The organism is Solicola agrisoli, from assembly GCF_049059935.1.
Lineage (GTDB): Bacteria > Actinomycetota > Actinomycetes > Propionibacteriales > Nocardioidaceae > JAURVT01.
The window spans coordinates 1-23,920 of record NZ_JBMGQR010000005.1; the positions used below are offsets into that span (position 1 = coordinate 1).

Annotated in this window: 23 protein-coding genes, 1 tRNA gene and 1 pseudogene; 8 read left to right on the forward strand and 17 right to left on the reverse strand. The window is 73.1% G+C overall.

Features of this window, described 5'->3' with window-relative positions; all coding sequences use genetic code 11:
* The 3 genes from ACI6PP_RS03105 to ACI6PP_RS03115 form a co-directional block, all read left to right on the forward strand.
* Positions 1–913: glycoside hydrolase domain-containing protein (locus ACI6PP_RS03105; RefSeq protein WP_421109005.1), on the forward strand; the 913-nt coding region annotated here is incomplete at its 5' end.
* Positions 914–965: 52 nt separating this feature from the next.
* Positions 966–1,565 (forward strand): sulfite oxidase-like oxidoreductase, encoded by a 600-nt coding sequence (locus ACI6PP_RS03110; RefSeq protein WP_421109007.1) that lies wholly within the window; start codon positions 966–968, stop codon positions 1,563–1,565.
* Entirely contained in the window at positions 1,562–2,281 is a 720-nt protein-coding gene (locus tag ACI6PP_RS03115; RefSeq protein ID WP_421109009.1) for a ferredoxin reductase, read from the forward strand. Before ACI6PP_RS03110 ends, ACI6PP_RS03115 begins: the two co-directional genes overlap by 4 nt.
* Before the next feature lie 28 nt (positions 2,282–2,309).
* Here ACI6PP_RS03115 and ACI6PP_RS03120 read toward each other — a convergent pair whose 3' ends face one another.
* From ACI6PP_RS03120 to ACI6PP_RS03130, 3 genes are read right to left on the reverse strand one after another with little or no spacing between them, the layout of a single operon-like run.
* Positions 2,310–3,770: an aromatic amino acid lyase gene (locus ACI6PP_RS03120; RefSeq protein WP_421109011.1), complete on the reverse strand. Its 1,461-nt coding sequence runs from the start codon at positions 3,768–3,770 to the stop codon at positions 2,310–2,312.
* Complete coding sequence (locus tag ACI6PP_RS03125; RefSeq protein WP_421109013.1) at positions 3,767–4,786, reverse strand: ornithine cyclodeaminase family protein; 1,020 nt, start codon at positions 4,784–4,786, stop codon at positions 3,767–3,769. Before ACI6PP_RS03125 ends, ACI6PP_RS03120 begins: the two co-directional genes overlap by 4 nt.
* 21 nt (positions 4,787–4,807) lie before the next feature.
* Entirely contained in the window at positions 4,808–5,725 is a 918-nt protein-coding gene (locus tag ACI6PP_RS03130) for an ABC transporter substrate-binding protein (protein WP_421109015.1), read from the reverse strand.
* A 134-nt stretch (positions 5,726–5,859) separates the two neighbouring features.
* Here ACI6PP_RS03130 and ACI6PP_RS03135 point away from each other — a divergent pair, with 134 nt between their 5' ends.
* Positions 5,860–6,558, forward strand: coding sequence for a GntR family transcriptional regulator (locus tag ACI6PP_RS03135; protein WP_421109017.1), 699 nt, complete (start codon positions 5,860–5,862; stop codon positions 6,556–6,558).
* Here ACI6PP_RS03135 and ACI6PP_RS03140 read toward each other — a convergent pair.
* A pseudogene (locus tag ACI6PP_RS03140) lies at positions 6,545–7,932 on the reverse strand (EAL domain-containing protein). The gene ACI6PP_RS03135 and the pseudogene ACI6PP_RS03140 overlap by 14 nt on opposite strands.
* Here ACI6PP_RS03140 and ACI6PP_RS03145 point away from each other — a divergent pair.
* Positions 7,912–8,544: a YitT family protein gene (locus ACI6PP_RS03145; protein WP_421109018.1), complete on the forward strand. Its 633-nt coding sequence runs from the start codon at positions 7,912–7,914 to the stop codon at positions 8,542–8,544. The pseudogene ACI6PP_RS03140 and the gene ACI6PP_RS03145 sit on opposite strands and share 21 nt — an antisense overlap.
* On the opposite strand, the gene ACI6PP_RS03150 is transcribed toward ACI6PP_RS03145, so the two are convergent.
* Complete coding sequence (locus ACI6PP_RS03150; RefSeq protein WP_421109020.1) at positions 8,541–10,085, reverse strand: serine/threonine-protein kinase; 1,545 nt, start codon at positions 10,083–10,085, stop codon at positions 8,541–8,543. The two genes, ACI6PP_RS03145 and ACI6PP_RS03150, sit on opposite strands and share 4 nt — an antisense overlap.
* Before the next feature lie 64 nt (positions 10,086–10,149).
* Complete coding sequence (locus tag ACI6PP_RS03155) at positions 10,150–11,118, reverse strand: FhaA domain-containing protein (protein ID WP_421109022.1); 969 nt, start codon at positions 11,116–11,118, stop codon at positions 10,150–10,152.
* Positions 11,119–11,192: 74 nt separating this feature from the next.
* Here ACI6PP_RS03155 and ACI6PP_RS03160 point away from each other — a divergent pair, with 74 nt between their 5' ends.
* On the forward strand, positions 11,193–11,924 hold the full coding sequence (locus ACI6PP_RS03160; protein ID WP_421109024.1) for a hypothetical protein: 732 nt from the start codon (positions 11,193–11,195) through the stop codon (positions 11,922–11,924).
* A 1-nt stretch (position 11,925) separates the two neighbouring features.
* Here ACI6PP_RS03160 and ACI6PP_RS03165 read toward each other — a convergent pair whose 3' ends face one another.
* Entirely contained in the window at positions 11,926–13,413 is a 1,488-nt protein-coding gene (locus tag ACI6PP_RS03165) for an aldehyde dehydrogenase (protein WP_421109026.1), read from the reverse strand.
* A gap of 128 nt (positions 13,414–13,541) precedes the next feature.
* Positions 13,542–14,516 (reverse strand): AraC family transcriptional regulator, encoded by a 975-nt coding sequence (locus ACI6PP_RS03170; RefSeq protein WP_421109028.1) that lies wholly within the window; start codon positions 14,514–14,516, stop codon positions 13,542–13,544.
* 182 nt (positions 14,517–14,698) lie between these two features.
* Here ACI6PP_RS03170 and ACI6PP_RS03175 point away from each other — a divergent pair, with 182 nt between their 5' ends.
* A complete protein-coding gene (locus ACI6PP_RS03175) occupies positions 14,699–15,598 on the forward strand; it encodes an SCO6745 family protein (RefSeq protein WP_421109030.1) in 900 nt (299 codons plus the stop codon).
* An 11-nt stretch (positions 15,599–15,609) separates the two neighbouring features.
* Here ACI6PP_RS03175 and ACI6PP_RS03180 read toward each other — a convergent pair whose 3' ends face one another.
* Both ACI6PP_RS03180 and ACI6PP_RS03185 read right to left on the reverse strand, forming a co-directional pair.
* A complete protein-coding gene (locus ACI6PP_RS03180; RefSeq protein ID WP_421109032.1) occupies positions 15,610–16,629 on the reverse strand; it encodes a zinc-dependent alcohol dehydrogenase in 1,020 nt (339 codons plus the stop codon).
* 1 nt (position 16,630) lies between these two features.
* Entirely contained in the window at positions 16,631–17,131 is a 501-nt protein-coding gene (locus tag ACI6PP_RS03185) for a DinB family protein (RefSeq protein ID WP_421109034.1), read from the reverse strand.
* A gap of 270 nt (positions 17,132–17,401) precedes the next feature.
* Between ACI6PP_RS03185 and ACI6PP_RS03190 the strand changes: the two genes are divergently transcribed.
* On the forward strand, positions 17,402–18,163 hold the full coding sequence (locus tag ACI6PP_RS03190; RefSeq protein ID WP_421109036.1) for a hypothetical protein: 762 nt from the start codon (positions 17,402–17,404) through the stop codon (positions 18,161–18,163).
* A 93-nt stretch (positions 18,164–18,256) separates the two neighbouring features.
* Here ACI6PP_RS03190 and ACI6PP_RS03195 read toward each other — a convergent pair.
* From ACI6PP_RS03195 to ACI6PP_RS03225, 7 genes are all read right to left on the reverse strand, one after another.
* Positions 18,257–18,330 (reverse strand) — tRNA-Pro (locus ACI6PP_RS03195).
* Between the two features lie 89 nt (positions 18,331–18,419).
* Entirely contained in the window at positions 18,420–19,838 is a 1,419-nt protein-coding gene (der, locus tag ACI6PP_RS03200; protein WP_421109038.1) for a ribosome biogenesis GTPase Der, read from the reverse strand.
* 61 nt (positions 19,839–19,899) lie between these two features.
* Positions 19,900–20,568 carry a (d)CMP kinase gene (cmk, locus tag ACI6PP_RS03205; RefSeq protein WP_421109040.1) on the reverse strand — a complete coding sequence of 223 codons (669 nt, stop codon included), beginning with the start codon at positions 20,566–20,568 and terminating at the stop codon, positions 19,900–19,902.
* Between the two features lie 20 nt (positions 20,569–20,588).
* Positions 20,589–21,659, reverse strand: a complete 1,071-nt coding sequence (locus ACI6PP_RS03210) for a prephenate dehydrogenase (protein WP_421109042.1) — start codon at positions 21,657–21,659, stop codon at positions 20,589–20,591.
* Positions 21,656–22,393, reverse strand: coding sequence for a pseudouridine synthase (locus ACI6PP_RS03215; protein ID WP_421109044.1), 738 nt, complete (start codon positions 22,391–22,393; stop codon positions 21,656–21,658). Before ACI6PP_RS03215 ends, ACI6PP_RS03210 begins: the two co-directional genes overlap by 4 nt.
* Entirely contained in the window at positions 22,390–23,064 is a 675-nt protein-coding gene (gene scpB / locus ACI6PP_RS03220) for an SMC-Scp complex subunit ScpB (protein ID WP_421109045.1), read from the reverse strand. The genes ACI6PP_RS03215 and scpB overlap by 4 nt, the downstream gene beginning before the upstream one ends.
* Positions 23,061–23,903, reverse strand: coding sequence for a segregation and condensation protein A (locus ACI6PP_RS03225; RefSeq protein WP_421109187.1), 843 nt, complete (start codon positions 23,901–23,903; stop codon positions 23,061–23,063). The genes scpB and ACI6PP_RS03225 overlap by 4 nt, the downstream gene beginning before the upstream one ends.
* Positions 23,904–23,920: the final 17 nt, after the last annotated feature.

The window sequence follows — 23,920 nt, forward strand, 5'->3', positions numbered from 1 at the left end:
GCCGAACCTCGCGGAGTACCTGCGCCTGCACTACGCGCCGCAGGACGACTGCCGCTGCTGGGGCGGTGCCGCCGAGACGCTGGAGGACTCGCTCGCCGACCACTCCCTGGCCACCTGGGGCGAGCGGCTGGGACGTCGGGGCGTCGCCGCGCGGATGTCCGAGCGCGCCACCTGGTGGCGCAACACCTTCAACCCGAGGGCCACCGCGACCGCCGGCTACCAGCAGGCCCGCAACGCCGACGGCTCGTGGGTGACGCCGTTCGACCCCGCGTCCGACGTGGGCTTCGCGCAGGGCTCGAGCGCCACCTACACGTGGATGGTGCCGCAGGACGTCTCCGGGCTGGCGGCGCTGATGGGCGGACGCAAGAAGGCGGCGTCGCGTCTCGATGCGTTCTTCCGCCGGCCCGACGGCTCGTGGATCACCGGCGGCGACCCGCTCGGCTACGACCCCACCAACGAGCCGGGCATCCACACGCCGTGGCTCTACACCGCGCTCGGCCAGCCGTGGAAGACCCAGGAGACGGTGCGCGCGATGGCCGACCTCGTCTACGGCACCGGCCCGGCCGGCCTGCCCGGCAACGACGACCTCGGCACCATGTCGGCCTGGTACGTCTTCGCCTCGCTCGGCCTCTACCCGCGTGAGCCCAGCACCGCCGAGACGCTGCTGTCGAGCCCGGTGTTCCGCCGCGCCACCGTGCACCGCGGCAACGGCCGGGACGTCACGATCCGCGCACCGCGGGCGTCCGACGACCACCGCTACGTCACCTCGGTGCGGGTGGACGGCCGGCGCTCGACGCGCGCGTGGCTGCCCGCGTCCGTGCTGCTGCGTGGCGGGACGGTCGACGTCGGGCTGTCCACCCGTCCGGACCGCACCTTCGGGACGGCCCCGCGCGACCTGCCGGTCGACAGGTGAGACGACTAGCCGCCCGGGCCTAGGCTGGGGTCTCCCGACCCGAGGAGCAGCCGTGCCGATCATCTCCAAGGGGTTCCGAGGCCGCCCCGGCGGACGCGACCCCGCGCTGCCTCCCGGGCAGTACCGCACGCTCGACTTCCCGGTGCTGTCCACCGGCCCGAGCCCGCACGTCGACCCCGAGCGGTGGTCGTTGACGCTGGTCACCGAGACCGGCGAGACGACGACGTGGGACCGTCGGGCGTTCCAGGCCCTCCCGCAGGAGCGGCCCACCGTCGACATCCACTGCGTCACCAAGTGGTCGAAGTTCGGCACGTCCTGGCGCGGCGTCAGCCTCGACGTCCTGCTCGACGGCGTGGAGACGCAGGCGTCGTTCGTCAAGGTCGCCTCGTTCGGCGGCTACACCACCAACCTGCCGCTGGCCGACCTCCGCGGCGGCCGGGCGTGGGTGGTGCACGAGTACGACGGACGGCCGCTCACGCCGGAGCACGGCGGCCCGGCCCGGCTGCTCGTGCCGCACCTGTACTTCTGGAAGTCGGCCAAGTGGGTGCGCGAGCTGCAGCTGCTCACCGAGGACGAGCCGGGCTTCTGGGAGACCAACGGCTACCACGACTACGGCGACCCGTGGCGCGAGCAGCGCTACCAGGGCGATTGAGCACCGCGATCCCCTGGCGCGTCGCGACCGTGGTGGGGCTGCGGGACGAGACGCCGACGGCACGCACCCTCGTCCTCGACGTGCCGGGCTGGCCCGGCCACCTCGCCGGGCAGCACCTCGACGTCCGGCTGACCGCCGAGGACGGCTACAGCACCCAGCGCAGCTACTCCCTGGCGTCGGACGGCTCGCCGCTCGAGCTGACCGTGCAGCGCGTCGACGACGGCGAGGTGTCGCCGTACCTGACCGAGGCGGTGGAGGTCGGTGACCAGGTCGAGCTGCGCGGGCCCGTGGGCCGGTGGTTCGTCTGGCGGCCCCGCGACGTCGCCCCGGTTCTGCTGGTGGCCGGCGGCTCGGGCGTCGTCCCCCTGCGCGCCGTGCTGCGGGCCCGTGCCGCCGCCGGCAGCACGGTGCCCGTCCACCTCGTCTGCTCGGTGCGCACCCCGGCCGACGCCTACTACGCCGACGAGCTGTCCACGCCCGACGCGGGCGTCACGGTCAGCTGGGTCCACACGCGGGTCGCGCCGCCCGGGGCCGTGCGCCCGGCCGGACGCGTGACGCGCGCCGACTTCGACGTCCCCGGCCTCTCCCCCGCCGACGCACCGCTGTGCCTGGTCTGCGGCCCGACCGGCTTCGTCGAGACCGTCGCCGACCACCTCGTCGCCCTCGGCCACTCCCCCTCGGCCGTCCGCACCGAGCGGTTCGGGCCGACGGGCTGAGCCTCCACCCGTCCCGGGCGTGCCGTGGTCAGCGGCCGAGGAGCTCCACGAGCGCCTCGACGTCGCGCCCCCATGGGCGGTCGGCGGCACCCGGCGGCAGGACCACCGCCACCTCGTCCAGCAGCGACCGGACGGACGACGTCATCCCCTCGCGCCGGGACGGGTCGAGGACGGTCGCCTGGTGGACGGCGAGCAGCTCGCACGCCAGCACGTCACGCCAGGCGTCGACGGCCCGACGGGTCGTCTCGGTGGCGTCGATCGCGGGCGCCTGGACGTCCTCCTGGCCGAGCGACGTCGCGTCGGCGAGCGACACCGACGAGGTCACGGGCTGGCAGCCGCGGACGACGCCGACGGCGCGCTTGTGCACCGCGACGAGGCCCGCCTGCGGGCCGGGGTCGACCGACAGCTGCGCCGGCAGACCGGTCACGACGGGGTCCAGCATGCGGTGCAGCCGGGCGGCACCGGTGGTGGCGGCGTGCACGACGGCGGCGGTGACGGCGTCCGACGCCGACGCGAGGTCGAGGCCGTGGAATCCTGCCGTGCCGACCGCGGCGGGATCGTCCCCGGGTCGCAGCGCCGGTGAGTCGGTCACGCCGTCGAGGGCTCGCGCGACGGCGGCGTCCAGCGCGGCGGCCGTGCGCTCCACCTGGGCCAGCACCACGCCGGCCACGCGGAACGAGACGGGCGCCTGCAGGTGCCGGGGCGCCGGCTCCGGGCCGGCCGCCGACGACAAGCGCTCGAGGACCGCCGCCAGCTCGGCGTCGCCTCGTGCGGTCCACGGCTCGTAGGGGTCGCGGGACGCCCCGACGACGGCCACCTGCGCCGCGGCCACCGTCAGCGCCACCTCGGCGAGCCGCCGCACCTCGTCCGTCCGGAGCACCGCGAGCGCGGTCGAGACGGGGACGCCTGCGAGCAGCGCGATGCCCTCCTTGGGCGCGAGCGCCGGACGCTCCAGACCCGCCGTCGCGAGCACCGGTGCCGCCGACACCACCTCGCCCCCGTCGAGCACCTGCCCGTCGCCCGCGAGGTGGCCGAAGGCATGGGCGAGCGGCACGATCTCGCCCGCCGAGCCGGCGGACGTCCGCGGCACCGCGGGCACCACGCCCGCGTCGAGCAGGTCGACGAGCCACCGGCACAGGTCCGAGCCCACCCCGGAGTCGCCGGACAGGAACGTCCGCAGCCGCACGGCCAGCACCGCCCGCACCTCGGCGACCGACAGCCACGGGGGCCCGCCCACCTGGCGCGCGAGAAGGATCGACGCCGACTGCGCGGCCCTCGCGGCTGCTTCGAGGGCGACGCTGCTCTGCGCACCCGCGCCGGTGGTCGCGCCGTAGACGGGCCGCCCCGCCTCCAGCACCCGCTGCAGCCGCTCCCGCCCCGCCTCGACGGGACGCAGCGCGTCGTGGTCGAGCACCAGGGAGGCGCCGCGCGAGACGGCGAGCACCGCGGTCGGGTCGAGGTCGCCCGCGTGCGTGACGTGCACGCTCACCGGTAGCGGACCATCGTCCCGACGTCGGCGGCCTCGGCGCGACGCAGGATCAGCTCGCCGACGGCGACGTCGAGGATCGACAGACCGCGGTGCCAGAACAGGATCCGCTCGTCGTCGGACTCGCGCCCCGGACGCTCCCCGGCGACGACCTGCCCGATCTGCGCGTGCAGCGACTCCTGCGACAGCTCGCCGGAGTCCACCTGCGAGCGCAGCGCACCGAAGCGTCCCGACTGCGACTCGCGCCAGTCGTCGACGACCACCTTGTCGATGCCCTGCAGCAGGTCTGGCTCGAGCGCGCTCACCGTGCCGTACGGCACCAGCAGCGAGCCCGGCTTGAGCTGCTCGCGCCGCACCAACGGCGCAGGCGTGTCCAGCCGGCTGGCCTCGACGCAGATGTCGGCGCCGTCGAAGGTCGACGCGACGTCCTCGGTGACGACGACCTCGGCCGAGACCACCTCACGGAGCCGGTTGGCGAACGCCTCGCGCGACTCCGGCCGGCGGCTCGTCACCCGGATCTCCTCGAGGTCGAACAGCGAGTCGAGCAGGGTGACGTTGGCGAACGCGGTGCCCCGCGCACCGACGTGCCCGAGCACCCGGGAGTCCGGGCGAGCCAGGTGGCGCGCGCCGACGGCCGTCATCGCGCCGGTGCGGACCTCGGTGACGAAGGTGGCGTCCATGATGCTCAACGGCACCCCCGTGTACGGGTCGTAGAGCGTCAGCAGCGCCAGCTCGCTGGGCAGCCCCAGCGTGTAGTTGGGCACGAAGTCGCCCACCACCTTGACGCCGCTCACGCCGTGGTCGCCCAGGCTCGACACGTGGCCGCGGAGCACGTTGAAGTGCCCGCGGCCGCCGTTGTCGGGCACCAGGTGCGTCCGCGGCTCGAACACGGTCTGCCCGTGCGCGTGGGCCGCCAGCACCGCCTCGACCGCGTCGACCACCTCGACCGACGTGAGCGCGAGCGCGTCGACGTCGGGTCCGGACAGGAAGCGCAGCCACATCGGTGCCGCCTCGGTCATGGGTTCCTCTCGTGCGGTGGATCAGTCCAGGTCGTTGTCGGCGAGGAACTGCTTCGCCACGGTGGAGGGGGCGTCCTTGTCGACCTGCACCTTGGCCAGCGCGGCCGTCAGGTTCTCGGTGGTCAGCGCCGCCGAGACGGCGTCCAAGGCCTTCTCGACCTCCGGGGTGGCCTTGCTCGAGCGGATCAACGGCAGGATGTTCTGCGAGGAGTAGAGGTTCTTGGTGTCCTCGAGGACGACCAGCTCGTCGGTCTCGATCGCCGAGTCGGTGGTGAACACGTTACCGACGTCGATCGACCCGTCGCGCAGGGCCGACACGGTCAGCGGGCCGCCGACGTCGAGCGGCTTGAACTCCTTGAACTCGATGCCGTAGACCGACTCGAGTCCCTCGAGCCCCTGGAACCGCTGGCTGAACTCCGGACCGGCACCCACGACGAGGTCCTTCGACACCGGCGCGAGGTCCTCCATGGTGGTCAACGAGTACTTCTTCGCGGTCGCCGCGGTGACCGTGAGGGAGTCCTTGTCCTCCGCGGCCGACTGCGTCAGCGTCCGGGTGCCCTCGGGCAGCACCTCCTGCAGCGCGTCGTACACCGCCTCGGGCGAGGTGGTGCCCTGCGGCACGTCGCTCTGCAGCGCGGCGAGGAGCGCGCCGTTGTACTCCGGGATCAGGTCGATGGATCCGTCCTCGAGCGCCTTGAGGTAGACCTCGCGCGACCCGATGTTCGGCTGCGTCCTCGTCGCGACGCCCTTCGCGTCCAGGGCGCCGGCGTAGATCTCCATCAGCAGCTCGCTCTCGGGGAAGTTCGCCGATCCGAGCGTGATCGTGTCGGAGTCGCCGTCGCCGGACGAGAACGCCTCGTCCCCGCCTCCGCCGCACGCGCTCAGGGTCAGGCCGAGGGCCAGGACGGCTCCGGCGAGGGACAGGTGTCGACGTGCCATGGTGCGGGTACCTCTTCGTCTGGACTGAACTCGAGCAAGGCAGTCAACTTTAGGAGGTTGGCGGTCACGGCCGTGACCGGTCCCACCACGTGGGCGCCGTTTCCGCGGGCCCCGTCCGGGGCATGCTGACGCTCGTGAGCCTGACCGCCCCCGACGCCAAGCACGCCGTGCTCGCCGACCGCCTGCGCGAGCTCGTCGCCGACCTGACGCCCGGCGCGGCGCTGCCCTCCGAGCGACGGCTGGCCGAGCAGTGGGGCGTGGCGCGGATGACGGTGCGGCAGGCCCTCGCGGCCCTGGCGCGCGAGGGTCTGGTCGTCAGCCACCAGGGACGCGGCCACCTGCGCGCCCCCGACACGCTCCGGCTCTCGGTGCGGCTGGGGTCGTTCGCCGACGCGCTGCGCTCGCACGACCTCTCCCCCTCCACCACGGTGCTGCACCACGCCGTGGAGCCGGCACCGGCGCACGTCGTCGAGACCCTCGGCGAGGTCACGACGCTGCACGTGCACCGGCTGCGCCTGGGCGACGACGTCCCGCTCGCGGTGGAGCACGCCTGGTTCCCCGCGTCCCTGGTGGCCGATCCCGGCACGGACGCGCTCGCCGGCAGCCTCTACGACCACCTCGACGGCCTGTCCCTGCTGCCCGACGCGGGCGAGGAGACGGTGACCGCCGCCCTCCCGACGCCGGAGGAGGCGCGCCTGCTGGCGATGCACGAGAGCCGACCGGTGCTGCGCCTGGTCCGGCGGGCGACGTCGGGCGGCGTGGCGGTCGAGCACGCCGAGGCGGTCTTCCCCGCCGACCGCTACGAGCTGGGGTTCCCGCTCAGCCGGTCGTGACGCCCGGGCGGCGCAGGTGCGAGCCCTGGCCGAGGCGGACGCCCAGCTCCTGGGCCCACTGCAGCTTCTCGGCCGAGTCGATGCCCTGGACGAGCGGCTCGGCGTCCATCCGGGTGGCGAAGCCGGCGATGGCCTCGACGAACGTCTGTCGGTGCTCGTCGCCCTCGATGCCGTCCATCATCGAGCGTCGAGCTTGATCACGTCGGGCTCGAGCATGAGCACGTGCCGCAGGCTCGCGAACCCCGCGCCGGCGTCGTCGATGGCGATGCGCAGCCCCTCGCGCCGCAGCGGCTGCGTGGCCGCCAGCACGCGACCGTAGTCGAGGACGTGCTCGTGCTCGGTGACCTCGACGACGAGCCGCGAGAGGTCGACGCCGTCGAGCAGCTCGACGAACCCGGGATCGGCGAGGGCGTCGGTGGTGAGGTCGACGCTCAGCCAGCCGTCCCAGGTGTCGAGGGTCTGCACCACCCGGCGCACCACGAGGTGCTCGAGCTGGACGGCCAGGCCGACGTCGCGCGCCGCGGACAGCCAGCGGCCGTAGCTCGTGCCGTCGGGCAGACGGCACAGCGCCTCGGCGCCGACCACCGTCATGGTCTCGAGGTCGACCACCGGCTCGAGGTCGACGACGAGGTCGTCGTCGCGCTCGAGCCCGTCGATCGCGTCCTCGGTGGCCCGGCGGCGCGCCGCCTCGGTGTCCTCGACCGCGATCAGCTCGACGAGCACGTCGGCGACGGCACGCAGCACGCCGGCGTCGCGCTCGGACAGGTCGCCGTCGGGCTCGCGCGAGTACACGCAGACGGTGCCGAAGACACCGCCGTCAGGACGGGTGATCGGGACGCCGACGTACGCGCCGATGCCGAGCGAGTCGGTGTGCGGCGCGTGGCGCGTCAGCGGGTTCTCGTGGCTGTTGCCGATGACGGCGTCGAGCTCGCCGTCGGTGATCATCTGGCAGTAGGTGCCGGCGTACGGCTCGGTGAACCCGACGTCGACCGGCAGGCCGATCGCGCCGGCGATGTTGCGGAAGCGGCGGTCGTCGTCGACCCGCTCGCTGACGAACGCCACGTCCATGCCCAGCTGCGCGCGCACGAGCTCGAGCAGGGCGTCCACGCCGGACCGCTGCACGCTCGGCACGGGGCCGGCGACGAGCGGCCGGCCCTCGGGAACCACCTGCGTCACGTCGTCTCCCCTCGTCGTGGCCGTCGGTAGTTGAAATGTTACCGATGTTCGGCGTTTTCGGCCGTCGAACCCGGTCGGCTGACCACGGTGTGCCCTGCGTGCGGTTCGATTGTGCAGAGTGACCACCGAAACGGGCCGCGCTGGCACAAGGTGCGCTAGGGGCCCCAGGATGGGTCCATGGCCACGCAGCCGCACCACACCGCCCTCGACGACCTCTTCGGCATGGCCACCGGTGTGCTGCTCGCGACGGTGGGCCTGGCGCTGCTGGAGTCGGCCGACGCGGTCACCGGCGGCACGGCGGGCATCTCGCTGCTCCTGGCCCAGGCGACCGGCATCTCGCTCGGCGTCGTGCTGATGGTCGTCACGGTGCCGTTCCTGCTGCTCGCGGTCGCGACCAAGGGCGTCGCCTTCACCCTGCGCACCGCGGCGGCCGTCGGCGCCGTGTCCGCGCTCACCTACCTGCAGCCGCTGGTCGTGGACGCGGGCGCGTCGTCGCCGGTGTTCGCCGTGGCCTGCGGCAACCTGCTCGTCGGCGTCGGCATCCTGGTGCTGTTCCGCCACGGGTCGAGCCTCGGCGGCCTCAACGTCGTCGTGCTCGTCCTGCAGGAACGACTCGGCGTGAGCGCGGGCAAGGTGCAGATGGCCCTCGACGTCCTCATCGTCGCGGTCTCGCTGACCGTGGCACCGCCGGAGCGCGTGGCGCTGTCGGCGGCGGGCGTCGTCGTGCTCAACCTCGTGCTCGCCGTGAACCACAGGACCGACCGCTACGTCGGCACCTCGGGCACGCGGCGCCGCGTGCCGGCCGCCTAGAACGCGGCGGGGTAGGCGACGAACGCCGCCGCGGCGACGGTCGCGAGGCCGAGGTAGACCACGAACATGAACAGGGCGCCGAGTCGGGGGCGCAGGCGGGTCGTCGCGCGCAGGACGAGGACGACGGACGCCAGCGGCAGCAGCACCCAGGCGACCGTCCAGCCCGAGCCGTAGACGTCGGACGGCCAGCTGCCGCCCGCGGCACGGACGCCTCCGGCCACCAGCGCGACGTACCAGGGGAACAGCATCGGGAGCGATCCGGCGAGCGCCGCCCACGAGGCGGCGCGCACGCCCGACCAGGTGTGCGGGCCGACCACGCCCGACTCCCGGCGCTCCCCCAGCGGTGGCCCGGACAGCCGCCGGACGAACTCGCCGCGGCGCAGGAGCAGCAGCAGCGCGATCGAGACGGCCGCGAACCACCATGCCGTCGTGCTCGAGTCGCGCATCACCGCCGGCCTGAAGTCGGCACCGGGCGACAGCCCGGTGGTGGTCCACACCAGGCCCGGCACCAGTGCGACCGCGAACCCGCTCAGCACCAGGCCCGCGCCGAGGGTGGCGAGCTTGCTCCAGCGGGTGACGACGCCGACGTCCGTCCCCTCCCACCCGCGGACGGCGGGCTCGGCGTCGACCGGACGCACGTCGGCCGGCACCACCGGTGCCGCCCGGTCCGGCGACGGCTCCGGGGCCACCGCCGGCGCGGCGGCGTCGGGTCGCGCCAGCGCGGCGAGCATCGCGTCGACGTCGGCGTACCGCGCGTCGGGTTCGATGGCCATCGCGCGCATGACGACCGCGGCCAGGCCGGGGCCGACCTCGGGTGCGAGCACCCGCGGGTCGGGGCGCGGGCGGTTGCGGTGCGCCATCAGCTGAGAGGCCATCGTGCCCTCGAAGGGCGGACGGCCGGTCAGGCACTCGTACAGCAGGCAGCCCACCGAGTAGATGTCGCTGCGCTCGTCGGTGAGCCCGTCGTACTGCTCGGGCGCCATGTAGTGCGGCGTGCCGGACACCGTCGCCGTGGAGTCCGACGCGGCCCTCGCGATGCCGAAGTCGACGATCTTGACGCCGCCGGTCTCGGTGACGAGCACGTTGGCGGGCTTGATGTCCAGGTGCAGGATGCCGGCGCGGTGGCAGGCGGCCAGACCCTCCAGCACGTCGCGGACGACGCTCACCGAGCGCAGGCTGGGGCCGTGCCGGGCCAGCAGGTCGCGCAGGGAGGTGCCCACGACGAGCTCCATCACCAGGTGCGGCGTGATCTCGCCGTCGCCGTCGGCCATGTGCACCAGGTCGTGGACGGTGATGACGTGCGGGTGCGAGACGCGCGCCACCGTGGCGACCTCGCGGGTGATGCGACGCATCGCCCGCGGGTCGTCGGCCAGGAAGTGCGAGAACCGCTTGATGGCCACGTCACGCCGCAGCTGGCGGTCGTGGGCGCGGAACACCACGCCGTGGTTGCCCGCACCGATGCGTCCGCCGAGCTCGAAGCGCAGCTCGGCGGGCATCGCGTCGGGCCGTCGCTGCGACGTCACGAGAGGATCTGCGACCACGGTGATCCTCCTGTTCCCCCGGCAGGTCGACGGCGCGACGGCAGGTCGCGCGACACCATTGTCGCTAGCGGGTGGTGACGGAGTCGAGCTGGACCGTGCCGAACGCGTCCGTGGCGGCCACGACGCGCACGCCGGCCAGGGCCAGCACCGCGCCGCTGCGCAGGTCGGTCCAGGCGTCCTGCCCCACCGGCTCGCCGTCCAGGGTGGTGCCGTTGGTGCTGCCGAGGTCCTTGACCTGCCACCGCGCCCCCTGGCGCCGGACGGCGAGGTGGCGGTACGACACCTCGGACTCCCCGAACCGCACGGGGCTCTCCGCGAGCCGTCCCAGCACGGCGCTGCCGCCGCTCACCACGGCCACGTCCGACCCGCGCTGCAGCCGCAGCTCGGGCGCGACGTCGACGGTCGGCGGGGCCTCGGACAGGTGGTGCACCGGCGGGAACCCGATGGTCGTCGGTGCCGGCGGCGCCACCCGCGGCGTCGGGACGGCGTGCAGCTGGGTCGCGGCGGTGCCCGACACCACGTCCCAGTCGAGCACGCGATGCTCGGCGGGGGCCGGCTCGTCGTCGGCCACGACCGCCGGCGCCGACCGGGCGGTGCCCCGGGCCGGCGGCACCCAGCCCGATCGCAGGCCGTGGTCGACGTCCACGATCACCGTCATGTCGGCCGGCAGCGACCAGCCCTCGCGCCGGGCGTGGGCCAGGTACAGCTTGGCGGCGTCCGCGCCGAGGCGGTCGACGTCGCCGTCGGGGTCCAGACGCTCCAGGTCCTCGGGCGCGACGCGGACCGTCAGCTCGCTGAAGGCCAGCTTCTCGCCGCTGGGCATCACCACGTGCTGGCCGACCAGGGCCCGCACGAACCGGCGGCGCAGCACGCCGGTCGAGCCGGTGGGGTAGGCGACGAGCTTGGCCGCGACCTCGGTGGCGGCGGCGCGCTTGCTGCCGGTGCCGAAGACGCTCTGCGCGACACGCAGCGCGACGACGACCACCGCGACGAAGCAGGCGACGATCAACAGGTTCTGCACCAGGGCGTTCATGGCATCATCCTGTGCGTCAGTCCGCGTGGGGTCGAGCCGGCGTGGAACACGTTCCACGAGGGGGTCTGCCGCCGGTGCTGCGCCTCGCCTGGTCCGACGGCGGACGCCGATCCGGCACGGCCACGCTCGAGCCCGGCTCCCGCCTCGTGCTCGCCCGCCGCATGAGCCTCCCGGAGGCCGAGCCGTTCGTGGTCGAGCGCATCGACGGCTCGACGTACGTCTTCGTGCGCCTGCCCTACGTGAGCGACCCGGCGCTCGTCGTCACCGCGACGGCGCACCAGCCCGTCGTCCACCGGGGCCAGCGGGCCAACGGCGCGATCGTCGAGCTGACGACGCCGTCGGGCGGGTCGAGCACGCCCGCCCCCGGCCAGCGGATCTCGCTGACCTCCAGCGGCAGCCGGGTCGAGCTGCGCTTCCCCGACCTCACGTTCGCCGTGGTCGTCGAGTTCGACCCGCCGGACGCGGACGCGGGCGGCACCGGCACGCTGCAGCTCGGCCTGGACACCCTCGAGGCCGACGACACCTGGCTCGTCGCCGCGCTGGCCGTGGCCCTGTCCCCCGACCACGGCGTCGTGGCCCACGGCGACCTCAAGCGCGCGTACGCGCTGTGGCGCGGCATCGAGGTGCCGAGCGACGGCGCGTTCGACCGCAACCTGCTGCGGCCGGCGCTCGAGTCGCGCACCGCCGAGCCACCCGGGCCGCGCCTGAACAAGATCGTGCTGCTCGTCGACCGCTGCCGTCGCACCTCGGAGTTCCCGCAGCGCCTCCTGCGCGACGTCCGCGAGCGGCTCGACCGGCTGCGGTGACTCAGCCGAGCTGGAACGGGTCGCGCGTGCCGCCCGTCAGCTCGACCAGCACCGACTTGTTCTCGAGGTACTCGTTGACGGCCTCGACGCCGTTCTCGCGGCCGATGCCCGACAGCCCGAACCCGCCGAACGGCATGTTGGGCGTGACGACGCGGTAGGCGTTGATCCACACGGTCCCGGCGCGCAGGCGCGCGGCGACGCGGTGCGCCCGGTGCACGTCCTTGGTCCACACGGCGCCCGCCAGGCCGTAGGGGGTGTCGTTGGCCAGGCGCAGGGCCTCGTCCTCGTCGGTGAACGAGTACGCCGACAGCACCGGGCCGAACACCTCCTCCTTGACGATGGTGTTCTCCGGTCCGGCCAGCACCACCGTCGGCTCGACGAACAGCCCACCGAGCTCGGCGCTGGGCTCGCCACCGCAGGCGATGGTCGCGCCCTCGGCGCGCGCGCCGTCCAGGAACTCCAGCACCTTCTCGTACTGCGGACGGTTGGCGACCGGCCCCATCTCGGTGTCGGCGTCGGTCGGGTCACCGAGCGTGATCGAGCGGGCCCGCTCGACCACCTTGGCGACGAGCTCGTCCTTGACGCTCTCGTGCACGATCAGGCGCGAGCCGGCCATGCAGGTCTGGCCGGTGGCCGCGAACACACCGGCGACCAGGCCGTTGGCCGCGGCGTCGAGGTCGGCGTCGGCGAAGACGATCTGCGGGCTCTTGCCGCCGAGCTCGAGGGTGATCTTGTTGATGTTGGCCACGGCGGCCTGCGCGACCTTGGCGCCGGTGGCCGTCGAGCCGGTGAAGGCGACCTTGTCGACGCCGCGGTGGCCCGCGAGCGCCTCGCCGGTGGAGCGGTCCCAGCCCGTCACCACGTTGAGCACGCCCGCAGGGAGCCCCGCCTCGTGCAGCACCTGGGCGAAGGCGACCGTCGAGGCCGGCGAGTGCTCCGACGGCTTGACCACCGCGGTGCACCCCGCCGCGAGCAGCGGGGCGAGCTTGAACGTGAGGAGCAGCAGCGGGCTGTTCCACGGGGTGATGCAGCCGACGACGCCCACCGGCTCGCGCACCGTGTAGCCGAAGTAGTTCGGGTTCACCGGCGGCACGGTGCGGCCCTCGAGCTTGTCGGCGAGCCCGGCGAAGTACCGGTACCAGCCGCCGAGGCCGAGCAGCTGGCCGCGCATCTCGCGCATCAGCTTGCCCGAGTCGCGCACCTCGAGCAGGGCGAGCCGCTCGGCGTTCTCGGTGATCGCGTCCGCGACCTTGTGCATGATCGCGGCTCGCTCGAAGCCGGTCTTGGAGCCCCACTCGCCGTCGAACGCGGCGCGGGCCGCGGCCACGGCGACGTCGACGTCCTCGGGGCCGCCGTCGGCCACCGTCGCCCACGGCGCGCCGGCGTACGGGTTCTGCGACTCGAAGGTGCGGCCCGAGATCGCGTCCACGCTCCGGCCGTCGATGAACAGCTGGAAGGTCTCGAGCCTCTCGGCGGTGCTGGCGGACACGGCGGTCTCCTGTCGTCGGCGGGGACGCCGCCGGCGCGCGGACGTCCTCCGCCGACGCTAGGAGGCCGTCGTCGCCTGGGCTATCCGCTGCGTGCCCACCGAGGTCCGCTCAGCGCAGCGCTCCCGCGTCAGCGGGCCAGGGTGGCGCTGGGCAGCTCGTCGAACTGCTCGCGGTACTGCTGGGCGAACCGCGACTGGTGGAAGAACCCCCACCGCGTCGCGACGTCGGTGACGCGCGACTCCTGCGGGTCGCTGCGGAGTAGCTCGGCCCGGACTCGGCCCAGCCGGACCCGCCGGACGTAGGCCATGGGCGACTCGCCCAGGTGCTGCTGGAACGAGGCGTGCAGGGTGCGGACGCTGACGCAGCCGACGCGCGCGAGCAGCTCGGGGGTGAGCTCGTCGTCGGCGTGGTCCTCGACGTAGCGCACGACCGGTGCGAGGCGTCCCAGCCGCCTGGCGTCCTCGCGGCCGAGGAGCGCGTCGGAGTACTGGTGGCGCCCCGCGCGCAGCAGCGACGTGAGGACGTACGCGTCGAGCTGGGCGCGGGCCAGCGGCACGTCGCGCACCCCGCCCGGGCGCTCGAGCTCGGTGGCCAGGAACTCCACCGCGCGGAGCAGCGCCGCGCCGGCGTCGGAGGACAGGTCGAGCCCGAAGTCGAAGTCGACGACGTCGACCACGGGGCGTCCGATCAGGTCGGACAGGTGCGACTCCAGGCTGCTGCGCGACACCTTGAGGATCAGCTGCTCGGCGTCGGGCGACCACCGCACGGTGTTGGCCTGCTGGGGGTTGAGGACCAGGCCACGTCGCTGGGCCGGGGTGTGCTCGCGCGTCCCGTCGCTGCGCGACGCCCACGTGGCGCCGGTCATCTGGAGGTTCACGTGGTACCACTGCTCGGCCGCGGGCATCCGCAGCTCGGTCTCGGCCTGGTACGTCAGGTAGCCCAGCGTCAGGCAGCGGTCCTCGGTGGCGTTGAGGCGCATGTCCATCGCGTCCTCGGGGCCGTCGAGCTCGTGCGGCAGATAGACGCGGGTGACGGCGTCCCGGGCCTCCTCCAGGCTGCGCGTCGCCATCACCGGGTCGGAAGCGAGGTACTCCGTCGTCATCTGCGGGTTTCCTCCTCGAGACCGTGACGCTCGTCACGAACCTTAGCCAACCGGACCACGCGGCGCGGGTCGGACCGGGCGACCGCTGCTGCGGTATCCGGCCTGTGCACCCCGTCAGCCGTTGACTGCACAATCGTGTCCCGACCCTGGCGTCCACGGGGCCCCGCGGGCACCATCTGGCCATGGACTACGCCGAGGCCCGCACCGCCTTCTTCGCCGACCGCACCGGGGAGACCCGTTCCCTGGACTGGACCACCCCCGCCCGGAGCCTGCGCGACGCCATCGAGCCGCTCGCCACGATCTGCTTCTGGAGCGAGCCCGCGTACGACGCGTACGCCGGCCTCGGCCTGGACTTCCTGCAGGGCTACGTCTACGGCCGCGGCTCCGTGCTGGGCGAGGCCGAGCCGCAGGTCGTCGCCGCGGCGTTCGGCGTCTTCGAGCCGGGCCTGGTCGTCGAGGTGTTCACCTCCGGCCTGGAGGCGGTGGGCGTCGCGGAGATGCGTGCGGCCAAGGAGCGCGGCTCGATCGAGGCGCTGCGCGAGTGCATCGGCGAGCCGGACGACCTCGCGGACGTGGTCGCGGTGCTGCGACGCGCAACCGACGCCGCGAGCCCCACGGGGCGGGCCCTGCACGCCGGGCTCACCTCGCTGCCGTGGCCCGACGACCTCGTGGGACAGCTGTGGCACGCGTGCTCGATCCTGCGCGAGCACCGCGGCGACGGGCACCTGGCCGCGCTGGTCGCCGCCGGCCTCGACGGTGTCCAGGCCAACCAGCTCACCGAGCTCTGGGTCGGGTGGGAGCCCCTGGCGTACACCGGCTCGCGGGCCTGGAGCCCCGAGGCCATGGAGGCCGGGATTACGGCGCTCGAGGCACGGGGGCTCGTCGCGGACGGCGGGCTCACCGCGGCCGGTGTCGAGCTGCGCGAGGAGCTGGAGCGGGCCACGGACCGGTCGGTGCAGCCGGTGGTCGACGCGCTCGGCGACGACCTCGTCCCGGTGGTCGAGCGCCTCGACGCGTGGGCCTTGCAGGTGGTCGAGCGGGGCTGGTTCCCGCCCGACCCCTACAAGCGGGCCGCGGGCTGACGGCGCGGCCCCTAGGGGCTGACGACCACCTTGATCGCGCCGTCGGACTTCGACGACGCGACGTCGAAGGCCTCGACGACCTGGTCGAGCGAGAACCGGTGCGTCACCAGCGGGTCGAGGTCGAACCGGCCGCTGCGCACCAGCTCCAGGCTGCGCTCGTACTGCCCGCGTCCGCCGTTGCCGCCGATGCCGAACACCGTCAGCGTTTTGGCCATGATGGGGATGACGGGCAGCGGCGGCAGGTCGTTCGCCCAGCCGATGTGGGCGACCTTGCCCTCCTTGCGCACCAGCTCGAGCACCATCGCCGACGACGACGGGAACCCCGACGTCTCGATGACGATGTCGGCGCCCACGCCGTCGGTCAGGTCGAGGACGGCCTGCGCCACGTCGGTCTTGGTCACGTCGAGGCAGTCGGTCGCGCCGTAGGCGCGCGACACCTCGAACGGCGCCTCGCGGGCGTCGGTGACGATCAGCCGACCGGCTCCCGACAGCGCGCACAGCCGCGTCAGCGCCAGGCCGATCGGTCCCTGCCCGAGGACGACGACCGTCTCGCCGAGCATGATGTTCAGCCGGTCGACGGTGTTCAGGCCGACCGCGAGCGGCTCGAGCAGCGAGGCCTGCCACGCCTCGACGCCCTCGGGCCGGGGCACCAGGCTCACCTGCGGCACGGTGACCTTCTCGGTCAGGCAGCCGTCGGACCACAGGCCGATCAGCTTCTTCTTCTTGCAGTCGGCCAGCTTGCCCGCGCGGCAGACGTCGCACTCCTCGCACGGCAGCGAGGGCTTGACCGCGAACGGCTGCCCGATCAGCTCGGTGGGCACGCCCTCGCCGACGGACTCGACGCGGCCGGCGAAGTCGTGGCCCGGCACCCGCGGGAACGGCGTGTCGATGCGTCCGTCGTACTGGTGCACGTCGGTCCCGCACAAGGAGGCCGACTCGACCTTCACCACGACCCAGCCGGGTCGTGCCTCGGGCTCGGGGCGGTCCTGCAGCTCGACCTGCTCGATCCCGGTCAGCACTGCTGCACGCATCTCAGATCCCCTCCGGCCCGAACTCGCGGTCGCGCATGATCTCGAACGCCTGGTCGGTGTGACCGGCGGCGTGCCCGATGATCAGCGGCGTCCACTCCTCGACGGTCATGGTGCCGAGGTCGGGGATCGTGACGGTGCGCGCGAGCACCTCGGGCGAGATGGCGGCCGCGGCGGTGGCGAGCGTGCGGCGGGTGCTGGCGAGCTGCTTGCGGGCGAGCTCGACCGTCGGCGGCGGGTAGCCGACCATGTCGTGGCCGACCTCCTCGCGGAAGAAGAAGTCCAGGTCCGGGTCGGACTCGAGCCGCTTGATGTCACCGAGCCACAGGATCGAGCACATGTTGATGTGCGAGCAGACCTTGGCCACCGTCCAGCCGCCGTCGCGGTGGGCGCGGTGGAGGTCGCCGTCGTCGATCTGCGCGAGCGCGTCGTCGAGCCGGCCGAGGGCGACGTCGGCGTCGTCCACCGCCGTCCGGATGGCCTCGGGCACCTGCTGGTCTGACATGTCCACGCTCCTTGTGGGTCGGCGCGGGCGGAGAGGTCCCCACCCGCTCAGAGCGTCGCCGATGCCGCGGCCCGTCGATATCCCTCCACCGCACGGGCGTGTCCGCTGAGTGCGCTGAGGCCGGCCGTAGGGAAAAATCGACGACGGATCTGGACGGGACCGACCGCAGGTCCGACAGGAGGACAGACGCCATGTAGCGGCCACCGTACGAACGACCCCGGTTGCTCTGCGGAGAGATTCTTCGACGCGCAGCGCCGCTAACCTATTTGCATGTCCGATGGTCTCGTCCGTTGCATCTGGTGCGGCGATCCTGCGACCACCCGAGAGCACAGGTTCAAGAAGACACAGTTGAATCGCATGCTCCAGGAAAGCAGTCACCTCATTTTTGAAGGAGGAGACCATCCGACGCGAATCAACGGGGCAAGGGCTTCCGCTATGAAATTTCCGATGAGCCTGTGCGCAACATGCAACAACGTTCGCAGCCAGCCCTTCGATCAGGCTTACGACGATTTCGCCGCGTTTGTCTGGGACAACCCCGAGTATTTCAGAGCGGCGGCGATTGACTGGGCCTCGGTTCTTGCTGGAGGGATCGAGAGGGCGAGTGACCTTTGCGCCTACTACGTCAAGAACTTCATGTGCCGTATTGCTGAGACCGGCCACTCCGTGCCCACGGAACTAGTTGACTTCTTGAATCGCGAGGGGCCGATGCCGAACGCGACCATAGTTCCCTATAAAGATTTCACGGGATACGACACGTGGCGCGCCTTGGGTTTGTCAGCACATGGGAGCCAACACCCTTATGCTAATCGAATGTTCTCGCCCCACCTGACGGGCGATCGCCCGCTAGACGCATTCGTGTGCGAGTTGCAGGACGGCCCTGTTGGAGTCATGTTCTGGTGGGACCGACATACTGAAACGGGAATAAACTCGTTCTTCCAGGACCGTGCGCCGCTCAGGGACCGCCGCGATCTCCCATATCCAGAATTGCATGAACCCTACTGGGCTACCTACACCCACTTGGGCGGGCAATAGACCCTTCAAATAGGGCCGCAGAGGACTGAGCTTCCAGCAAAACGAAGCCGCCCCTGGCCTGCGATGTCGCAGTCCAGAGGCGGTGTTGTTCGGTCGGGCTGACAGGATTTGAACCTGCGACCCCCTGACCCCCAGTCAGGTGCGCTACCAAGCTGCGCCACAGCCCGAACGGCCCGCGTGGTGCGTCGTGCGAGCCGGGTGAAACCCTACCGCAGCCGGTGCCGACCACCGACATCGGCTCCGGCCCTGCGGCAGGTCAGCGCTTGCGCTTCTCGCGCGGACGCTGCTGCACGTGCACGGGGGTGCCGACGAAGCCGTACTCCTCGCGCAGGCGACGCTCGACGAACCGCAGGTACTGGTCCTCGAGCTTGCCGGTGGTGAACAGGACGAACGTCGGCGGGGCCACCTGGGCCTGGGTGCCGAACAGGATGCGGGCCTGCTTGCCGCCGCGCACCGGGTGCGGGTGCTCGGCCACCAGGCGGCCGAGGAACTGGTTGAGCAGCCCGGTCGGGACGCGTGTCTCCCAGCCGTCGAGGGCGGCGTTCAGGGCGCGCTCGAGGCGGTCGACGTGCCAGCCGGTGCGGGCCGTGATGTTGATGCGCGGGGCCCACTGCACCTGCACGAGGTCGCGCTCGATCTCGCGGTCGAGGTAGTAGCGGCGCTCGTCGTCGACGAGGTCCCACTTGTTGAACGCGATGACGAGCGCGCGGCCGGCCTCGATGACGTTGCCGATGATGCGCAGGTCCTGCTCGCTGATCGACTCGCTGGAGTCGACCACCATGACGGCCACCTCGGCGCGCTCGATGGCGCCGGCGGTGCGCAGGCTGGCGTAGTACTCGTGCCCCGAGGCCTCCTTGACCCGCTTGCGGATGCCGGCGGTGTCGATGAAGGTCCAGGGCTCTCCGCCCATGGTGATGATCTCGTCGACGGGGTCGACGGTGGTGCCGGCGACGCTGTCGACGACGACGCGCTCGGAGCCGGCGAGCTTGTTCAGCAGGCTGGACTTGCCGACGTTGGGCTTGCCGACGAGCGCGATGCGGCGGGGGCCCTCGGGTGCGTCCCAGTCCTCAGGCGGCGGCTCGGGCAGCGCCTCGAGGATCGAGTCGAGCATGTCGCCGCTCCCCCGGCCGTGCAGGGCCGAGACGGCGATCGGCTCGCCGAGGCCGAGGTTCCACAGCGTGGCGGCCATCGCCTCGCCGCGGGCGTCGTCGACCTTGTTGGCCGCGAGCACCACGGGCTTCTGCGCGCGGCGCAGCACCTTGACGACGGCCTCGTCGCTGTCGGTGATCCCGACGGTGGCGTCGACGACGAACAGCACCGCGTCGGCGACCGTGACGGCCACCTCGGCCTGCGCGGCGATCGACTGCGCGAGCCCCTTCGCGCCGGGGTTCCAGCCGCCGGTGTCGACGACGGTGAAGGCGCGGCCGTTCCAGATCGCGTCGTACGAGACGCGGTCGCGGGTCACGCCCGGGACGTCCTGGACGACGGCCTCACGACGGCCGATCATGCGGTTGACCAGCGTCGACTTGCCGACGTTGGGCCGTCCGACGACGGCGAGGACCGGCACCCGGCCCTGGGCCTGGGCGCCGACCTGGGTCGGCTCGTCGGTGGTCATGCTGTGCTCCCTGCTGCGCTGGACGGTGGTGGCTCCCTGCGCACGCGGCGGCCGCGGCACGCGGTGCGCGAGGAGACGCCCCGGGAGACGTCACCGGGGACCAAACCCCCATCCTACGGGTTCAGCGCACGGCCTCCACCATCCGCACGATCTCGCCGACGACCTCGTCGAGGGTGAGGTGCGTGGTATCGACGACGGTGGCGCCGTCGGCCTGCTTCAGCGGGGACGCCGCGCGTCCGGAGTCGAGCGCGTCGCGGCGGGCGAGGTCGGCCTCGGTGGCCGCCACCTGGGCGCTGTCGCCGCCCTGCTCGGCGGTGCGACGGGCGGCACGGGCCGCCGCGTCCGCGATCAGGTACACCTTCACCGGCGCGTCCGGGGCCACGACGGACGCGATGTCGCGGCCCTCGACGACGATGCCGCCCTCGGCCGCGGCGATGACCGCGCGCTGCTGCGCGACCAGGCGCTCGCGGATCTCGGCCACGGCGCTCACCGCGCTGACCGCGCCGGTGACCTCGGGGCCGCGGATCGGCCCCGAGACGTCCGTGCCGTCGGCGTGCACCACCGGTGCGGACGGATCGGTGCCGACGACCACGTCGACGTCGGCCGCCGCCTTGGCGATCGCGGCGGCGTCGTCGAGGTCGGCACCCGACTCGAGCACCGCCCACGTCATCGCGCGGTACATCGCCCCGGTGTCGAGGTACGGCCAGCCCAGGGCGGTCGCGACCCCCCGGGCGGTGCTGGACTTGCCGGAGCCCGAAGGTCCGTCGACGGCGACCACGATCGCGTTCACGTGCTGCTGCTCTCCCTCGTTCATCGGTGGGCCGACCAGCCCTTGGCCGACAGCGACGCCACCAGGACGTCGGCGCTGTCGGGTCGCACGCCCACCTCGACGACGCCCACGGGGCGGGCGACGTCGTGGTCGATGCGCAGGTCCTCGATGTTGACGCCCGATTCTTCCGCATCGACGAACAGCCGGGCCAGCTCGCCCGGTCGGTCGGGCACGCGGACGTAGACGGTGGCGTCGACGCGCTCGGGCGCGCCGTGCTTGCCCGGCAGCCTGGACGTGCCCGCCACGCCGCGGGCGAGCACCTGCGACAGCGCGTCGTCCGGCGACGACAGGCCGTCGATCAGCCGGTCGATGTCGTCGCGCACCGACGTGAGCAGCGCGGCGATCGGCTCGGCGTTGCCGCGCACGATCTGGGTCCACAGCGCGGGGTCGCTCTCGGCGATGCGGGTGACGTCGCGCAGGCCCTGCCCGGCCAGCGCCAGGTGCTCGGCGGGCGCGTCGCCCAGCTGGGCCGCGGTCACCACCGACAGCAGGTGCGGCAGGTGCGAGACGCGCGCGACGGCGGCGTCGTGGTCGACAGGGTCCATGAGGACGGCGCTCGCGCCGCAGGTGACGGCCAGCTCGAAGACCGTCTCGGTGGCGCGGTGCCGCGACGCCGGGTGCGGCGTGACGGCCCACACCCGTCCGCGGAACAGGTCGGCGGTGCCGGCACCGGGCCCGGAGCGCTCGCTGCCGGCCATCGGGTGCCCGCCGACGTAGCGCGACAGGTCGACGCCCGACGCGTCGGCACGGCGCAGCGGGGCGGCCTTGACGCTGGCGACGTCGGTGACCACCGCGTCGGGCCAGTCGGCCAGGGCGCCGACGACGACGTCGCCGACCGCGTCCGGCGGCACCGCGACGACCACCAGCTCGACCTCGGACGGCGCGTCCGTCGTGCCCGCGCCGAGCGCGGCGGCGGTGGCGGCGTTGTCGTCGGACAGGTCGCTGAGGTGCACCGCGACGCCGGCCTGGGTCAGGGCCAGGCCGACCGAGGTGCCCAGCAGGCCGCAGCCGACCACCAGCACCGGGCCGCGCAGGACGGTCGCGCGGCTCACAGCTGGACGCTGTCGAGCAGCGCGCCGAGCTCGTCGGCACGCAGCTCGCGGGTCTGGCCCGGCTTGAGCTGGCCGAGCTTGACCGGCCCGAACTGGGTGCGGGTGAGCTCGAGCACGGGGTGGCCCACAGCGTCGAGGACGCGGCGGACGACGCGGTTGCGTCCCACGTGCAGGTCGAGCTCGACGAGGGTCTGCGAGCCGTGCTGGGCCTTGACGCGGAAGCGGTCGACGGGCACGAAGCCGTCGTCGAGCTCGATGCCGGCCGACACCCGGCGGACGGTCTCGGGCAGCACCTCGCCGTCGACGAGCGCGACGTAGCGCTTGGTCACCTCGTAGGACGGGTGCGCCAGGCGGTGACCGAGGTCGCCGTGGTTGGTGAGGAGCAGCAGGCCCGAGGTGTCGGTGTCGAGGCGGCCGACGTGGAACATGCCGGTGCCGGCGTCCTTGACCGCGTCGCCGACGGTGGGTCGACCCTGCGGGTCGGACATCGTGGTGACGACCCCGACGGGCTTGTGCAGCACCACGTGGACGTGGTCGCCGGGCGGCGGCAGGCGCTTGCCGTCCACGCGCACCACGGCGGTCTCGGGATGCACGCGCGCGCCCATGGTGGTGACGATCTCGCCGTCGACCTCGACCCGGCCGTCGGCCATCAGCTGCTCGCTCCCCCGGCGGCTCGCGACGCCCGCCCGGGCCAGCAGCTTCTGCAGGCGGATGCCGCCCTCGATCTCGGTCACGGGTGCTGCTCCTGCGGGGGCTCGGTGGTCTCGGACTCGGTGGTCTGCGGCTCGGTGATCTCGTCGGCGGGGGCGGGCAGCGGCTCGGCCAGCACCTCGGGCTCGTCGTCGACGTCGCCCATCGCGGGCAGGAACGGGGCGATCTCGGGCAGCTCGTCCAGGCTCGCCAGCCCCATGCGCTCGCAGAAGTAGGCGGTGGTGCCGTAGAGCGTGGCGCCGGACTCGGCGTCGTGACCCACCTCGGCCACGAGACCACGGGTGACGAGCGTGCGCATCACGCCGTCGACGTTGACGCCGCGGATCGCCGACACGCGGGCGCGGCTCACCGGCTGGCGGTACGCGACCACCGCGACGGTCTCGAGCGCGGCCTGCGTCAGGCGGGCCTGCTGGCCGTCGAGGACGAAGCGCTCGACCGCGGGCGCGAACGCCTCGCGCGTGTAGAAGCGCCACCCGCCGGCCACGTGGCGCAGCTCGAAGCCGCGGCCGTCCTCGTCGTACGAGGCGGCGAGCCCGACGAGCGTCTCCTGCACGTCGGTGGGCGGGTGGCCCACGGCCTGGGCGAGGACGAGGTGGTCGAGCGGCTGGTCGGCGACCATCAGGACCGCCTCCAGCGCCGGTGCGAGCGGCAGCAGCTCGAGCTCGAGCTCGTCGGGGTTCTGGGTCTCGGTCATGGGGTGCCCTCAGCATCCTCGGTGGGGGTGGGGTCGGGGCCGTCGGGCAGCTGGTCGTCGTCGAACTCCGCGCCGACCTCGATCTCGCCCACCTCGTCCGACGCGGTCCAGCGGATCGTCAGCTCGCCGAGGGGGGTCACCTGGTCGAAGCCCACCACGCCCTCGCGGAACAGCTCGAGCAGGGCCAGGAAGCGGGCCACGCGCGTCAGGGTGTCGGGGGCGTCGGCGGTGAGCGCCCGGAACGTCACGGTGCCGGCCGCACGGAGCCGGTCGACGACCACCACGGCCTGCTCGCGCACGCTCACCTGCGGCGCGTGCAGGTGCGCCAGCGACAGGACCGGCACCGGCCGCGGCGTCATCGCCTTGGCCGCGAGCGCGGCGAGCTCCTCGGGGCCGATGCTGATCAGCACCTCGGGCAGCAGGCTCGCGAAGCGGGCGTCGAGGCCCACCGACCGCGGGTAGCGGCGCTGCTCGGACGCGAGCCGGGCGGCCACGACGGCGGCCACCTGCTTGAACGCGCGGTACTGCAGCAGCCGCGCGAACAGCAGGTCGCGGGCCTCGAGCAGCGCGAGGTCCTCCTCGTCCTCCACCTCGGCCTGCGGCAGCAGGCGTGCGGCCTTGAGGTCGAGCAGCGTGGACGCGACCAGCAGGAACTCGGTGGTCTGCTCGAGGTCGCCGTCGGCGCCCATCGCCTTGATGTGCGCGATGAACTCGTCGGTGACCGTCGACAGCGACACCTCAGTGACGTCGAGCTTGTGCTTGGAGATCAGCCCGAGCAGCAGGTCGAACGGGCCCTCGTAGACGTCGAGGTGGACGTCGAACGAGCCCCGCGGGGTGATCGCGACGCCGTCGGCGT